The following is a 14,137-nucleotide window of genomic DNA, read 5'->3' as shown; positions in this document are numbered from 1 at the left end:
CGGTTGTAGCTCAGTTGGTTAGAGTACCGGCCTGTCACGCCGGGGGTCGCGGGTTCGAGCCCCGTCAACCGCGCCATCGCTGCCATCCTTGGTCCAGGTTAAAGGCCACTAAAATAGATGCGCGGTTGTAGCTCAGTTGGTTAGAGTACCGGCCTGTCACGCCGGGGGTCGCGGGTTCGAGCCCCGTCAACCGCGCCATTTATTTCATCAAAATCTTCCCTGATCGGTCAGATAACAACCATCCACTACAAACCGTGCGTGCGTTCTGTCAGGAGAGTTCGGCAATAATTCGTTCGTTCTCACTTTGTTCTAATTTTTGTGTTGGAGACTCAGCGCCGCTCGCCTATCTCTAGGACACTTACGTTTTGGGGGCCAAAATGGCTGAGCTGAAGAATATCGAGGTGCGCGGCGCGCGCGAACATAACCTCAAAAGCATTGATGTGGATATTCCGCGGGATCAGCTTGTGGTGATCACGGGGCTGTCTGGCTCGGGCAAGTCGTCGCTGGCTTTTGATACGATTTATGCCGAGGGTCAGCGTCGCTACGTCGAAAGCCTGTCGGCCTATGCGCGGCAGTTTCTGGACATGATGGAAAAGCCGGATGTGGATCACATCAGCGGGCTGTCCCCGGCGATTTCGATCGAACAGAAGACGACCTCGAAGAACCCGCGTTCGACCGTCGGTACCGTGACTGAGATCTACGACTATCTGCGCCTTTTGTTCGCCCGCGCAGGCACGCCGTATAGCCCCGCCACAGGCCAGCCGATCGAAGCGCAGCAGGTACAGGATATGGTTGACCGCATCATGACGATGGAGGAGGGCACACGCGGCTACCTGCTGGCTCCCATCGTGCGCGACCGGAAAGGTGAATATAAGAAAGAGTTTTTGGAACTGCGCAAACAGGGCTTTCAGCGTGTGAAGGTGGATGGAGAGTTCTATGAGCTCGACTCGCCGCCGACGCTGGACAAAAAATTCCGCCATGACATCGACGTGGTGGTGGACCGCCTTGTCGTGCGCGAAGGGATGGAGACACGGCTGGCCGACAGCCTGCGCACCGCATTGGATTTGGCGGATGGCATCGCGATTCTGGAAACTGCGCCGAAGGAAGGCGACGCCGAGCGCATCACCTTCAGTGAGAATTTTGCGTGTCCGGTCAGCGGTTTCACCATCCCCGAGATAGAACCGCGCCTGTTTTCCTTCAACGCGCCATTTGGGGCGTGCCCCGATTGCGACGGGTTAGGGGTCGAGCTGTTCTTTGATGAACGCCTCGTGGTGCCGGACCAGACGCTCAAGCTGTATGACGGTGCCTTGGCCCCGTGGCGCAAGGGTAAGTCGCCCTATTTCTTGCAAACCATCGAAGCCATTGCGCGGCATTTTGAGTTCGACAAGAACACCCCGTGGAAAGACCTTCCCGCCAAGGTGCAACAGGTGTTCCTGCGCGGCTCTGGTGATGAGGAAATCCAGTTCCGTTATGACGAGGGCGGCCGTGTCTATCAGGTGACGCGCAGCTTTGAGGGCGTGATTCCAAACATGGAACGCCGCTATCGCGAAACCGACAGCGCGTGGATCCGTGAAGAGTTCGAACGCTATCAGAACAACCGTCCTTGCGGGGCCTGCGAAGGCTACCGCTTGCGGCCCGAAGCGCTCGCCGTCAAGATCGCGGGTCTGCATGTGGGGCAGGTCGTGCAGATGTCGATCCGTGAGGCCTTAGCTTGGGTCGAGGACGCGCCGAACCATCTGAGCGTACAGAATAATGAGATCGCGCGGGCGATCCTGAAAGAGATCCGTGAACGCCTTGGATTCCTGAATAATGTGGGTTTGGAATATCTTACGCTTTCGCGCTCAAGTGGTACGCTGTCGGGCGGCGAAAGCCAGCGTATTCGTCTGGCCAGCCAGATCGGCTCGGGCCTGACCGGGGTGCTTTACGTATTGGACGAACCTTCGATTGGTCTGCACCAACGCGACAATGACAGGCTGCTGGGGACGCTCAAGAACCTGCGCGATCAGGGTAATACGGTGATCGTCGTTGAGCATGACGAAGAGGCCATCCGCGAGGCCGATTATGTGTTCGATATCGGCCCCGGCGCGGGTGTGCATGGCGGGCAGGTGGTCAGCCACGGTACGCCTGAACATATCGCGGCGGATGCGGCCTCGATGACCGGGCAGTACCTGTCGGGCACGCGCGAGATTGCTGTGCCGGGTGACCGACGCAAGGGTAACAAGAACAAGCTCAAGGTCGTCAAAGCCACTGGAAACAACCTAAAGAATGTCACGGCCGAGTTCCCTCTGGGCAAGTTCGTCTGCGTGACTGGCGTGTCCGGCGGCGGTAAATCGACCCTGACGATTGAGACGCTGTTCAAGACGGCTTCGATGCGGTTGAACGGCGCGCGCCAGACGCCTGCGCCCTGCGAGACGATCAAAGGGCTGGAGCATCTGGACAAAGTCATCGACATTGACCAGCGGCCTATCGGGCGAACTCCGCGTTCGAATCCAGCGACTTACACCGGGGCCTTCACCCCGATCCGCGATTGGTTCGCCGGCCTGCCCGAGGCCAAGACCCGGGGGTACAAGCCCGGTCGGTTCAGCTTTAACGTCAAAGGTGGCCGGTGCGAGGCGTGTCAGGGCGACGGCGTTATCAAGATTGAGATGCACTTTCTCCCCGACGTCTACGTGACCTGCGAGACCTGCAAAGGCGCGCGGTACAATCGTGAGACGCTTGAAATCAAGTTCAAGGGCAAGTCCATTGCCGACGTCCTTGATATGACAGTGGAAGACGCGCAGGAGTTCTTTAAGGCCGTGCCTTCAATCCGCGACAAGATGGATGCGCTGGCGCGTGTTGGGCTGGGCTATATCAAGGTGGGCCAGCAGGCCACGACCCTGTCAGGGGGCGAGGCGCAGCGGGTGAAGCTGTCAAAAGAATTGTCCAAACGCTCGACCGGGCGGACGCTTTATATTCTGGACGAGCCGACCACGGGTCTTCATTTCGAAGACGTGCGCAAGCTGTTGGAAGTGCTGCATGAACTGGTCGATCAGGGCAATACAGTTGTAGTGATCGAACATAATCTGGACGTGGTGAAAACCGCCGATCATATCATCGACATTGGCCCTGAAGGCGGTGATGGTGGCGGTGAGATCGTGGCCACCGGCACACCCGAAGATGTGGCCGCTGTTGACCGCAGTCATACCGGTCGGTACCTAAAACAGATGTTGAACCCGGAACAGGTTGCGGCTGAATAAGCTAGTATTGTGCGTGTCTGAGCATGTGCCAATGACGCAGCAAGGGTGGAAAGAACAGGAACACAAAGCCGAAGTTTACGTAGGCGAATACTATCATAGGTAACCAAAGTGCGACCCCGATCAGTCCGACAAGCCCGGCAATTCGTGTCGCAGTCACAGGTTTGACCATGCGGTTAAGGACAGCGTGAAACAGACGGCCACCGTCCAACGGCATCAGGGGCAACATGTTGAATACCGCCAAAAACAGGTTCAATTGGGCGGTCACGACTAGAACCCAGCCCAGTTCGGGCGAGGTGACGAAGGGTTCCAGCAGTGAACACAATGCCCACAGCGTCAGGTTGACGATCGGCCCCATAGCGACGATCAATTCGTCTTCGTAGGATGAGGTCGAGCGGCGATGTTCGCAAAACCCGCCACCTCCATACAGGACGACGCGATTGACGGGGATACCCTGTATCAAGCACCCCCAGGCGTGTCCGAGCTCATGCAGCAGGATTGAGGTCAATAAAATGGCCACAAAACCAAGCGCATAGGGCAGGGATTCGGGATCAAAACTGAACCCCACTATGAGCAAAACTAGAAAAATCAGACTTTGGTTTAACTGAATGGGTACGTTCCACGGTCCGCGGAACTCAAAAATCGAATTGTCACTATGCATATTCAATCCTCGCAATAATGAGAATTGAAATGACGCTGAATTGCGTCAAAAGTAGGGAGCTAACGCAGAGGTTGTGTGACTTAGTTAAGGATATCCGCAACGGCGCCGATCAAGTTCAGCACTTTGCGGGTCTCGGGATCGACCCGGTAGACATAGTCCCCGGCGCGGACATATGACCCTCGGTTCAAGCCATAGCGGTACGGATCATTGATCCAGCGGTAATCGTTGTTGATGAAGTCACCGTTGCGATACAGCTTTTTTGCCTGTCCAGGTGGAACGCAGGGGACATTTTTCTTGGCCAATCCCGGAGGGCAATGCCCAGCCTTGCCTTTGGTTTGAATCACAGGTTGCGAGGGCACGCGAAAGACCTTGTCGGCGTTTTGACCGTTGCCTTTACCATTGCCTGCCATCACCGCTGCGGGCGCTGCGACAAACATGGAAGCAACCATTATTACTTTCAAAACACGGGACATAGAAACCTCCGGCACACGAATTGATCTACGCCGATAGATGGCGGTCCGATCAGAGCGGGTCAACCCCGTGGGCAGTTTGTCGCCCACGGACGAAGGTTAACTTCTTCCTCGTTTTTCAAAACGGGGCAGCATGGCAGAGAAATCTTTGCCCAAACCGTCTTCGGATTCCACGAATTGCTCATAAAGAGCCGTAGCCGCCTGACCAAGTGGCGTATCCGCATCTGAACTTTCCGCGGCCTGTTGGCTTAGGCGCAAGTCTTTGAGCATCAGTTCGGCGGCAAAGCCGGGCTGGTAGTCATTGTCCGAAGGGCTGGAGGGGCCGACCCCCGGTGCGGGGCAATAAGCGTTCATTGTCCAGCTATATCCCGAGGATGTGCTGACTACGTCAAACATTTTCTGTCGGTCCAGACCCAGCTTGTCTGCTAATGCAAACGCTTCACAGGTGGCAATCATGGTCACGCCCAGAATCATGTTATTGCATATTTTGGCGGCTTGACCTGCGCCTGATCCGCCGCAATGCACGGCCTTTTGTCCCATGATTTCGAACAGGGGGGCAGCCTTGCCAAAGGCGACATCACTGCCACCTGCCATAAAGGTCAAGGTACCGGCCGCAGCCCCTCCGATCCCGCCGGATACGGGTGCGTCCACTGCCAAGACACCGACTTGTGCAGCCTGCTCGGCCACGGCGCGGGCGCTGTCGACATCCACGGTCGAGCAATCAATCCAAACCGAACCGGAATTCATCGCTGGTAAAATATCATCCGCCACGGCCCGCAGGATCTGGCCGTTCGGAAGCATGGTGATAACAATGTCGGCACCGCCTGCAGCCTCAGCGCCCGATGAGGCAAGGGTCACGCCTGCAACATCCACATCCGCCATGTCAAACCCGACCACGTCATGACCGGCTTTCGCCAGATTGGCAGCCATCGGATTCCCCATGTTCCCAAGCCCGATAAATCCGATCTTCATTCCTCAATCCTCCTAGAATGTCAGTGCTTTAGCGCCCATTGGTTGAAGCATCCTCGATACCTCGACAATGGGTACGTTCTGGTCGGGGTGCCTCCAGCGCGGAGTGCGGTCTTTGTCGATAATCTGTGCGCGAATACCTTCCAGAAAGTCACCGTGTTCCATCGCACGACTTGTAAAGCGGAACTCGTGTTCCAGCGCCTTCTGGATGGTGAGGCTGGGGGTGCGCAAGCGATGCAGAATCTCGATACAGCAGGCCATAGCCAGCGGCGAACCCCGGTTGATCAATTTAAGCGCGGCGGTCGCGAAGTCCGTTTCGCTGCCTTTGAGGCTATTGAGGATGTCTTGCAGCCTTTCGCCGTCAAAATGCGCGTCGATCTTGGTTTGCAATCCGGTCAACACGCCCTCCGGGGGTGTTTGGGCGTGGGTGGTCAGAAGGCTGGCGTCTCCGGATGCTTCCAACAGTTCGATCAAGTCCGACCAATGAGCCATGGGGATGAAGTGATCCGCGAAACCTGCGAAAATGGCATCATCCGGGCCCATCCGATGACCGGTCATGCCAAGGTATTCGCCGACCCGTCCCGGTGCGAGCGCCAGCATCAGCGAGCTACCGACATCCGGAACCAATCCGATCCCGCATTCGGGCAGGGCGATCTGGCTACTTTCGCCTACAATCCTGTGGCTGCCGTGACAGCCAATGCCAACGCCACCGCCCATGGTGAACCCTTGCAGAAAGCTGACGACGGGCTTTGGGAATTCAAATATCAGCGCGTTCAGGCGGTACTCATCGCGCCAAAACGTCTGGCCGTAAGCATAGTCACCGTTCTTGCCGGTCTCGTACAGTTCCGCAATGTCGCCGCCAGCGCAGAATGCCTTGTCGCCCTCGGCGTCCATAACAATAAGTTCAACCGAGTCATCTTCACGCCAGTTGCGCAAAGCAGTGTCTATGGCCATGCACATGTCATAGCTGAGCGCGTTCAGGGCTTTGGTCCGGGTCAGTGTGATCCGTCCGGCGCGACCAGTGGTGCGAATGTCGATATCAGCCATGGCCCCCTCAGCGATTGGCAAGCATCTGGCGCGACACGATCACGCGCATGATTTCATTCGTGCCTTCCAAGATCTGATGCACGCGCAAGTCGCGGACCAGTTTCTCGATCCCGTAATCTGCCAGATAGCCATAGCCGCCATGCAGTTGCAGGCATTGATCCACAACTTTTGATCCGGTCTCGGTCACGAATTTCTTGGCCATGGCGCAGAACTTGGTGGCATCCGGCGCGCCCTGATCCAGTTTCCAGGCCGCCTGCCGTAAGAACGTTCGGGCTGCCTGCAACTCGATCTCCATATCGGCCAGACGGAATTGCAGCGCCTGAAACTGGTCGATGGACTGACCGAACGCCTGCCGCTCGGACATATATTGCAACGTCATATTCAGCCCCGCTTGCGCGGCCCCTAACGAGCATGAGGCGATGTTCAGCCGTCCGCCATCCAGCCCCATCATGGCGTATTTGAATCCATCGCCTTCGACGCCGACAAGGTTCTCGGCCGGGATTTTGCAATCATCGAACTGCACTTGTGCTGTGGGTTGGCTTTTCCACCCCATCTTCTGCTCCAAGGCGCCGAAGGACAGGCCGGGCGCACCGTCTTCGACATAGACCGTTGAGATTCCCTTGGGGCCGTCCTGTCCGGTGCGCACCATGCAGACATAAGCATCGGAATACCCGCCGCCCGAGATAAATGCCTTGGTCCCGTTCAGGGTGTATCCTTCATTGCTGCGGTCCGCGCGGGTTTTCAACGCAGCAGCATCCGAGCCCGAGCCCGGTTCGGTCAGACAATAGCTGAGAACGGTATTCAGGCTGAGAACATCGGGCATAATGCGCGCTTTCAGCGCATCCCCGGCGAAACTGTCCAGCATCTTGGCGCACATGTTGTGAATCGACAAAAACGCTGCAACGGACGGGCAGGCCATCGACAACGCCTCGAAAACCATGGTGGCATCCAGACGCGTCAGACCAGAACCACCGCTGTCTTCAGAGACGTAGAGGCCGCCGAACCCAAGCTCTCCGACACGGGGCCACAGGTCTTTGGGGATGGTGCCTTCGGCCTCCCACTGTCGAGCATAGGGGGCGATGTTCTCCTGCCCGAACTCATAGGCCATGTCGAAGATCGCAGTCTGCTCTTCGGTCAAAGCGAAATCCATGGCTTCCCTCCCACGCCGACGGATGAATTGAACGAGTGTTTATTTCCTAATCCTTACAGAAATTTTTCACGGCCAGCAATTCCCAGCATCTGTCTCTTGGGGATTAAAGGTCGTGGTGAAATTCCTCGATCAGGTGTTGGACAACCGCTTTTCCCGGATCTTCGCCACGGGCGGATGCCTCGGCATAAACGCGTCGCTGACGTGTGGCCGATGTTCCGTTCTGCGCGATTTGTTGCAACCGCGCCAGTTCGGTCATTGTACCAAGTGCCTCGGTGTCTTCGGCCAGTAGTCCCATCAGTTCGCCCATCAATTCGGGCATGGGTTTGATCGAGCGGTCGCCAAAGTCGATCATGCCCTCACCAACCCCATAGCGCTGCGCGCGCCAACGGTTTTCTCCGATCAGGAACTGGTCATAGTTGCGCCAGCGTAAGTTTCTGGCTTTCAACCGGCATAGCATCCGGGTCAGCGCCTGGACCATCGCAGCCAAAGACAAGGCGTGTTCCAGTCGGGGCTGCACGTCCATTATGCGCGTCTCAAGCGTTGGGAAGCGGTGTGATGGGCGCAGGTCCCACCAGATTTTCGACGTATCCTCGATCACACCTAGTTCGACCAAAATGCCCGTGGTGCGCTCATAGTCGGCCCAACTGGCCAAGGTCGGGGGCAAGCCAGTTCGGGGTAGGTTGTCGAAGACTGTCAGGCGGTAGGACGACAGCCCCGTATCCTCGCCGTTCCAATAGGGGGATGAGGTCGAAAGGGCCAAAAGGTGGGGCAGAAAATACGAAATCTGCGGCATAAGGTCGGCGCGCAGGGCAGGGTCATCAATTCCGATATGGACATGCATTCCACAGATCAGCATTCGTCGCGCTACGCCGCCAAGTGCATGGTGCAGGGCGTCATAGCGATCTTTTCGCGTATGGCTTTGCTTTTTCCAATCGGCAAACGGATGACACGATACCGCGATTGGGGCGAGGTTGTAGTCCGCTGCGCGTTTGGCCACGCAAGACCGTAAGCGTTTCAGATCCTCGCGCGCGCCGGCAATGGTCGCATGGGGGCGGGTGCCGACCTCGATCTGACATTGCAGGAATTCGGGGCTGACCTGACCTTGGAAATCGGCCTGACAGGCCTCCATCAAAGCTTCGGGCGCTTCGGCAAGCTCGAACGTGTCCCGATTGACCAGAAGATACTCTTCTTCAATGCCCAGCGTGTATTCCTGCTGCATGGTCGCCCTCGTCGGTTATTCCAAACAGTGAATACGGAAATGACCGCCTTGCCAAGTGTTTGGCTTGCGAAGCCCCCGGCGCCGGCGATAAGAACCCTTCAGTAAACTGTCCAAACCCCGGAGCGTTCGCGTGAAACCCAGGAAATTCCCAAAGATCAACGACACGCTTTCGGAGCTTGGAGTTAAATTGGTCGACAAAGGACCAGAAGACGACGAGCGCGCCCGGCTTGAGGCATTTGAACGGGCAGGTGGCTTGACCCGTCCCGCTTATGCGTTGTCACCGGGAATGGAGGGGTTTGATATCGCGCCTCTCGTCGCAGAATACACCGAACATGCGGATGCGCTTGCGGCCCTCAAGGACCCCGAGCGCAATCAGACGGGGTATCGGGTCGGTAACGGTTACTACGATAGTCCCGATGCCGACGCGCTGTATTTGATGATCCGCCGATTCAAACCCCGGCGTGTGATTGAGGTTGGCTGCGGAAACTCCACGCGCGTTACTCGGCAGGCCATCATCGACGGCGGGCTTGAGACGCAGATCACCGCGATTGATCCCTATCCGCGTGCTGATATCGCTCATGTGGTAGATCATTTCGAGCAGAGACGGCTGGAAGAAGTGGATCCCGCGCTGTTCGATCAGTTGGAGGCGGGCGACGTTCTGTTCATCGATTCCAGCCATGTAGTCCGGATGAGCAATGACGTCGCGCATTTGTTTTGCCGCATCATCCCTGCACTGAAACCCGGTGTGGTGATTCACGTGCATGATGTTTTTCTACCTTATGAATATCCCAAGCGATTCTTCTATGACTGCCCAGGGTGGGGCGAGCAGTACATGCTGCACGCATTGCTGCAATCTGGTTCGTTTTCAATGCTTTGGCCGGGGTATTACCTGCAACAGGATCGCCCCGATGCGGTCGAGGCTTTGCCGTTCCTGGGCGATGGTCGTGCGCAAAGTATCTGGGTGCAGATCAAAGAAAATTGAACTCAAAGTGATCCGCTGTGGCTGAGGCCCCGTACCCCTTTCCATAACACGCTGGAGAGGAGATACAGCCATGTTCCGCCAAACACTGATGGGCGCTGCCGCCGCACTTGCACTGACTTTGCCCGTCAAAGCACAAGCCGCTGACATTGTGGACACCGCCGTTTCGGCCGGTTCGTTCGAAACTCTCGTTGCCGCCGTACAGGCCGCAGGTCTTGTTGAAACGTTGAAAGGTGACGGCCCGTTTACTGTCTTCGCTCCGACTGACGAAGCTTTCGCAGCTTTGCCTGAGGGTACGGTCGAAACACTGCTTCTGCCCGAGAACAAGGACCAACTTGTTGAAATCCTGACATACCACGTTGTTCCTGCTAAGGTCATGTCTGGTGACATTGCCGGAAAACGCGCCAAGGTTCTAACCGTACAGGGTGACCGTCTGAGCGTGAATGCCAAGCGTGGCGTCAAGGTGAATGATGCCGAAGTCATCCAGGCAGACATCGAAACCAGCAACGGTGTGATCCACGTCGTCGACGCTGTGATCCTGCCTGAATAATAAAGCCAAGCATTAACAAAAAGCCCCGGTCCTTGACGGTCCGGGGCTCTTTGTCAGACCAGACGGACTTGGGTTCCGACCTGGACCAGAGGGTACAATTCTTCGACATGTTGATTGTATAGGCCAATACAACCAGACGAACTTTGTCGACCAATCTTTCGCGTATCATGGGTGCCATGTACCAGATAGGCGGGCCAACCCAAATACATCGCGCGCGTTCCAAGTGGGTTCCCCGGTTCTCCGCCTTCCATTCGAACAGGCAGATCAGGATCACGCTCGCGCATCGAAGCGGTGGGCGTCCAGCTTGGATTTTCGCGCTTGCGTACGACTTCGGTATAGCCGCGCTTGGTCAATTCTTCGCTCATGGGAACCGAACTGGGGTACAGTTTGTAAGTCCCATCAGGCCCCCAGTAGTGCACCGCGCGGCTTGTGATATCCGCCAACAATGCACCTACTCCGAGTTCATCGAAGTGATCCTGCCAGTTTTGTTGTGAGAAAGATGAGACGTTTCTACGAACCGGAAGCTGAGTGCTGATTGCATCTTCGTTTTGCGGGAACGCATCCAAACTTTGCGCGCGCACCAAAGCAGGTGTGGCCACTAGGGTCGCTACGCCCAGCACCGCAGAGCGACGGGTCATTCTGGATTTCGACAATTTTGCCTCCGGATCAGGAACTGCTCAAACAATAGTTTGTGCTGAAAATATTCCTGTTGATCGGGTTTTTCCAGATATAGAGGTCTGAATTTATCGTGAAGCGTTAAAAAACCGGCCCGCTTGGGGCCGGTATCGTAGGCAGGTGACTTAGTCCATCGCTTTGAAGTTAAACTCGCCACCTTCTTTGATGCCCGACGGCCAACGGGCCGTGACGGTTTTGGTGCGGGTGTAGAATTTGAAGCTGTCAGGGCCGTGCTGGTTCAGATCACCGAACATGGATTTCTTCCAGCCGCCAAAGGTGTGGTAGGCCAACGGCACCGGGATCGGAACGTTGACGCCGACCATGCCGATGTTGATCCGGCTGGCAAAGTCACGTGCAGTGTCACCATCACGCGTGAATATCGCAGTACCGTTGCCGTATTCGTGGTCCATTGCCAGACCAATCGCCTCTTCGTACGAACCTGCACGCACGGTGGACAAAACCGGGCCGAAGATCTCTTGCTTGTAGATATCCATTTCCGGCGTCACGTGATCGAACAGGTGCGGGCCAACAAAAAAGCCATCTTCATAGCCTTGCAGGCTGAAATCACGGTTGTCGACGACCAACTTGGCACCTTGTTCCACGCCAGAGTTGATCAGACCCAGAATGCGTTCTTTTGCGGCGGCCGTCACGACGGGGCCCATATCCACGTCATCACCTGCAGTATAGGGACCGACCTTCAGTTTCTCGATGCGCGGGATCAGCTTTTCGACAAGCGCGTCTGCAGTGTCGTCACCGACCGGAACAGCAACCGAAACGGCCATGCAGCGTTCGCCAGCGGCACCGAAACCGGCGCCAACAAGCGCGTCGGCAGCCTTATCCATATCGGCATCGGGCATGACGATCATGTGGTTCTTGGCCCCACCGAAACACTGCGCACGCTTACCATTCGCAGAGGCGCGGCTGTAGATATACTGCGCAATCGGAGTCGAACCCACAAACGAAACACCTTGGATGATCTCGCTGTCCAGAAGGGTGTCGACTGCTTCCTTGTCGCCATTCACAACCTGGAACACACCTTTCGGAAGACCCGCTTCGATGAACAGCTCGGCCAGCATCAACGGGACCGACGGATCACGTTCTGAAGGTTTCAGAACAATGGCGTTGCCGCACGCCAGCGCGGGGCCAACGTGCCACAAAGGCATCATGGCCGGGAAATTGAACGGCATGATCGAAGCCACGACGCCAAGGGGCTGACGCATCGAATAGATGTCAATGCCGGGGCCGGCGCTGTCTGTGTACTCACCCTTCAGCATATGTGGGGCACCGACACAGTATTCGATCACTTCCAAACCGCGTTGCAGGTCGCCCTTGGCGTCCGGAATAGTCTTGCCGTGCTCGCGGCTTAGGACTTCGGCCAGCTTGTCCATGTCACGGTTGATCAGCCCAACCATGGCCATCATCACGCGCGCGCGTTTTTGTGGGTTGGTTGCGCCCCAAGCGGGTTGCGCTGCAGCTGCGCTTTCGATGGCGGCTGTGGTTTCGGCAGCGCTGGCCATCGGGCATTTGTATTGAACTTCACCAGTGGCCGGGTTGAACACATCGTCAAAGCGACCGGATGTGCCGGCGACATTCTCACCGTTGATGAAATGGGACAGTTCGGTCATTGCGAATTCCTCCGGGTTGTTTCGGCGCAGAATAGGCTTGCATAAATCGCGTGAACAGAGGCAATAATTCAAAAATATTTTGCAAAAATGCAAAAGGAGGAGCGGTGGTTCCAAACTGGGATGACATGCGGGTGTTTTTGGCCGTCGCGCGTGAGGAAAGTCTATCAGCCGCAGGTCGGCGTCTTAAGATCGACCCGGCGACGGTAGGGCGCAGGGTCGCACGGCTTGAGGCATCGCTGGATGCGCCTTTGTTTACCAAGTCGCAGCAAGGTTATGTTCTGACGCCAATCGGGGAACGCTTGCTTGATCACGGCTTGAAGGCCGAAGAAGCCATGCGGGCCGCATCCGGTTCTGTCTCTGGATCATCCAAGACACTGAGTGGCCAAATCAGGATCGGTGCTCCGGATGGCTGCGCTACGTATCTTTTGCCACAAGTCTGCGCGAAAATCTGCGACGCGAATCCCGAATTGGATATTCAGATTCTGTCTTTGCCCCGTGTGATTAACCTGTCCCGCCGTGAGGCGGATATGGCCATAACGGTCAGCGCGCCCACGGCTGGTCGGTTTCTGGTGCAAAAGATCACGGACTACCGGCTACATCTGGTTGCCAGTCAGGAATACCTGAATGCGCAAGCCAAAATTGAGAACCTGGAAGCTCTTAGAAGGCATCGATTTATTGGCTATATCCCGGATATGATTTTTGACCGGGAACTCGACTATCTGGTCGATATCGGGGTTGAACGAGTTGCCCTTGCATCGAATTCGATATCGGTTCAGCTAGGGCAAGCATCGCTCGGGTCAGGGGTTTGTGTGGGGCACGATTTTGCGCTGCCATTCCATCCAAACCTGCGGAAAATCCTAACGGATCAGCTTAGTCTGACCCGCAGGTATTTTCTAATCCGACATCAGGGCGATCAACGAAATGAACGCTTGAACAGGTTCGCACAGGCTTTGACTGCCGGAATCCGCGAGGAAGTCGTGCGTCTGGAAGCTGAAGCTTCACCTTGACACATATGGGCATTCCGGCAACGCTTTGTAAAACAGCGAGTTATTTCGGAGGTTTCGCACATGCTGGTTCAGGCCATTCTGAAATCAAAGGCTACGGAAGGGGTCGAAACGGTTACGCCCGATCTCACTGTGTCCGATGCGGCAAAAATCCTTGCAGAAAAGCGGATCGGGACGGTTGTGGTCTCTGAAGACGGGGGGGAAACGGCATCTGGAATTTTGTCGGAACGTGACATCGTGCGAGAGTTGGCTGCAAGTGGAAGTGGTTGTCTGGCGAAACCGGTCAGCGCTTACATGACCAGCGACCTTGTAACTGCGACGCGTCAGGACTCGGTTCAGGATGTCCTCAGCCGCATGACCGAAGGGCGTTTCCGCCATATGCCTGTCGTCGAAGATGGGAAGCTGATCGGTATCGTAACACTTGGGGATGTGGTCAAAGCACAGCTTTCGGAATTGGCGATGGAGAAAGAGGCGCTCCAGACAATGATCATGGGCCACTAATTTCAGACAGGGCCAAAGCGCCCTATTGCACCCGCGGCAGAGTTGTGTTTGCTT

At 56.4% G+C, this 14,137-nt stretch carries 13 protein-coding genes and 1 tRNA gene; 6 read left to right on the top strand and 8 right to left on the bottom strand.

Translation table 11 applies throughout. The annotated features are described in order from the left end of the window. The first annotated feature begins 121 nt into the window (after window positions 1–121). A tRNA-Asp gene (locus tag AC2FF7_RS07345) sits at window positions 122–198 on the top strand. A 179-nt stretch (window positions 199–377) separates the two neighbouring features. After that, complete coding sequence (gene uvrA / locus AC2FF7_RS07340) at window positions 378–3,236, top strand: excinuclease ABC subunit UvrA (RefSeq protein WP_496905434.1); 2,859 nt, start codon at window positions 378–380, stop codon at window positions 3,234–3,236. Between the two features lies 1 nt (window position 3,237). Here the strand turns inward: uvrA and AC2FF7_RS07335 are convergent, their stop codons facing one another. The 6 genes from AC2FF7_RS07335 to AC2FF7_RS07310 all read right to left on the bottom strand — a co-directional run bounded on the left by AC2FF7_RS07335 (window position 3,238) and on the right by AC2FF7_RS07310 (window position 8,749). Further along, entirely contained in the window at window positions 3,238–3,894 is a 657-nt protein-coding gene (locus tag AC2FF7_RS07335) for a site-2 protease family protein (protein ID WP_480865430.1), read from the bottom strand. A gap of 80 nt (window positions 3,895–3,974) precedes the next feature. Then, the gene (locus AC2FF7_RS07330; RefSeq protein WP_170751036.1) at window positions 3,975–4,367 is read right to left on the bottom strand and encodes a hypothetical protein; all 393 of its coding nucleotides are present in this window, start codon (window positions 4,365–4,367) and stop codon (window positions 3,975–3,977) included. A gap of 96 nt (window positions 4,368–4,463) precedes the next feature. Then, window positions 4,464–5,336: a 3-hydroxyisobutyrate dehydrogenase gene (mmsB, locus tag AC2FF7_RS07325; protein ID WP_353389588.1), complete on the bottom strand. Its 873-nt coding sequence runs from the start codon at window positions 5,334–5,336 to the stop codon at window positions 4,464–4,466. Between the two features lie 12 nt (window positions 5,337–5,348). Continuing rightward, window positions 5,349–6,380 carry an enoyl-CoA hydratase/isomerase family protein gene (locus AC2FF7_RS07320; RefSeq protein ID WP_496905433.1) on the bottom strand — a complete coding sequence of 344 codons (1,032 nt, stop codon included), beginning with the start codon at window positions 6,378–6,380 and terminating at the stop codon, window positions 5,349–5,351. 7 nt (window positions 6,381–6,387) lie between these two features. After that, window positions 6,388–7,530, bottom strand: coding sequence for an acyl-CoA dehydrogenase family protein (locus AC2FF7_RS07315; RefSeq protein ID WP_496905432.1), 1,143 nt, complete (start codon window positions 7,528–7,530; stop codon window positions 6,388–6,390). Between the two features lie 103 nt (window positions 7,531–7,633). Then, window positions 7,634–8,749 carry a carboxylate-amine ligase gene (locus tag AC2FF7_RS07310; protein ID WP_480865435.1) on the bottom strand — a complete coding sequence of 372 codons (1,116 nt, stop codon included), beginning with the start codon at window positions 8,747–8,749 and terminating at the stop codon, window positions 7,634–7,636. A 130-nt stretch (window positions 8,750–8,879) separates the two neighbouring features. Here AC2FF7_RS07310 and AC2FF7_RS07305 point away from each other — a divergent pair, with 130 nt between their 5' ends. Together AC2FF7_RS07305 and AC2FF7_RS07300 are read left to right on the top strand one after the other, a co-directional pair. Further along, window positions 8,880–9,731, top strand: a complete 852-nt coding sequence (locus tag AC2FF7_RS07305) for a class I SAM-dependent methyltransferase (protein ID WP_480865437.1) — start codon at window positions 8,880–8,882, stop codon at window positions 9,729–9,731. A gap of 70 nt (window positions 9,732–9,801) precedes the next feature. Next, the gene (locus AC2FF7_RS07300; protein ID WP_170354064.1) at window positions 9,802–10,278 is read left to right on the top strand and encodes a fasciclin domain-containing protein; all 477 of its coding nucleotides are present in this window, start codon (window positions 9,802–9,804) and stop codon (window positions 10,276–10,278) included. 53 nt (window positions 10,279–10,331) lie between these two features. Here AC2FF7_RS07300 and AC2FF7_RS07295 read toward each other — a convergent pair whose 3' ends face one another. Together AC2FF7_RS07295 and AC2FF7_RS07290 are read right to left on the bottom strand one after the other, a co-directional pair. Then, window positions 10,332–10,916, bottom strand: coding sequence for a L,D-transpeptidase (locus tag AC2FF7_RS07295; protein ID WP_496849266.1), 585 nt, complete (start codon window positions 10,914–10,916; stop codon window positions 10,332–10,334). A 162-nt stretch (window positions 10,917–11,078) separates the two neighbouring features. Further along, window positions 11,079–12,578, bottom strand: a complete 1,500-nt coding sequence (locus AC2FF7_RS07290) for a CoA-acylating methylmalonate-semialdehyde dehydrogenase (RefSeq protein ID WP_170354066.1) — start codon at window positions 12,576–12,578, stop codon at window positions 11,079–11,081. A gap of 125 nt (window positions 12,579–12,703) precedes the next feature. On the opposite strand from AC2FF7_RS07290, the gene AC2FF7_RS07285 reads away from it, so the two are divergent. Together AC2FF7_RS07285 and AC2FF7_RS07280 are read left to right on the top strand one after the other, a co-directional pair. Then, on the top strand, window positions 12,704–13,585 hold the full coding sequence (locus tag AC2FF7_RS07285; RefSeq protein WP_174821799.1) for a LysR family transcriptional regulator: 882 nt from the start codon (window positions 12,704–12,706) through the stop codon (window positions 13,583–13,585). A gap of 60 nt (window positions 13,586–13,645) precedes the next feature. Next, window positions 13,646–14,083, top strand: a complete 438-nt coding sequence (locus AC2FF7_RS07280) for a CBS domain-containing protein (protein WP_170354068.1) — start codon at window positions 13,646–13,648, stop codon at window positions 14,081–14,083. Window positions 14,084–14,137 lie beyond the last annotated feature (54 nt).

The sequence above is a fragment of the Ruegeria sp. YTSC325 genome, from assembly GCF_059609525.1.
This window is presented reverse-complemented; position numbering and strand designations above follow the sequence as displayed.